The sequence below is a fragment of the Streptomyces beijiangensis genome (assembly GCF_017315755.1).
GTDB classification, from domain to species: domain Bacteria; phylum Actinomycetota; class Actinomycetes; order Streptomycetales; family Streptomycetaceae; genus Streptomyces; species Streptomyces beijiangensis.
Genome location: NZ_JAFLRJ010001513.1, coordinates 1 through 294 on the forward strand (window position 1 = coordinate 1; position 294 = coordinate 294).

The 294-nt window shown below is 68.7% G+C and carries 1 protein-coding gene and 1 pseudogene; both read left to right on the forward strand.

What is annotated here, in order from left to right; genetic code table 11:
• Window positions 1-208: pseudogene (locus J0695_RS42480) on the forward strand (pyridoxal-dependent decarboxylase); the annotation flags it as partial.
• Window positions 189-294 (forward strand): SidA/IucD/PvdA family monooxygenase (locus J0695_RS42485; protein ID WP_206970121.1); only part of this gene is annotated, 106 nt, incomplete at its 3' end. The pseudogene J0695_RS42480 and the gene J0695_RS42485, both read left to right, overlap by 20 nt.

Consider the following 294-nt stretch of genomic DNA (forward strand, 5'->3'; position numbering starts at 1 on the left):
CGACCGCGCCAACCTCTACGCCCGCAAGGCCCTGTTCGCCTCCGGTGACGCGGTCGTCGCGGGCACCAAGGTCGCGGGGCGCCACTACCTGAAGTTCACCCTGCTGAACCCCGAGACCACGACGGCCGACATCACCGCCGTCCTCGACCTGATCGCCGGCCACGCCGAGCAGTACCTGGGAGAGTCCCTTGACCGCGTCGCATCCTGAAGCCCCGGACACCACCTACGACTTCGTCGGTATCGGGCTGGGTCCCTTCAACCTCGGCCTCGCCTGCCTCACCGAGCCCACGAGAC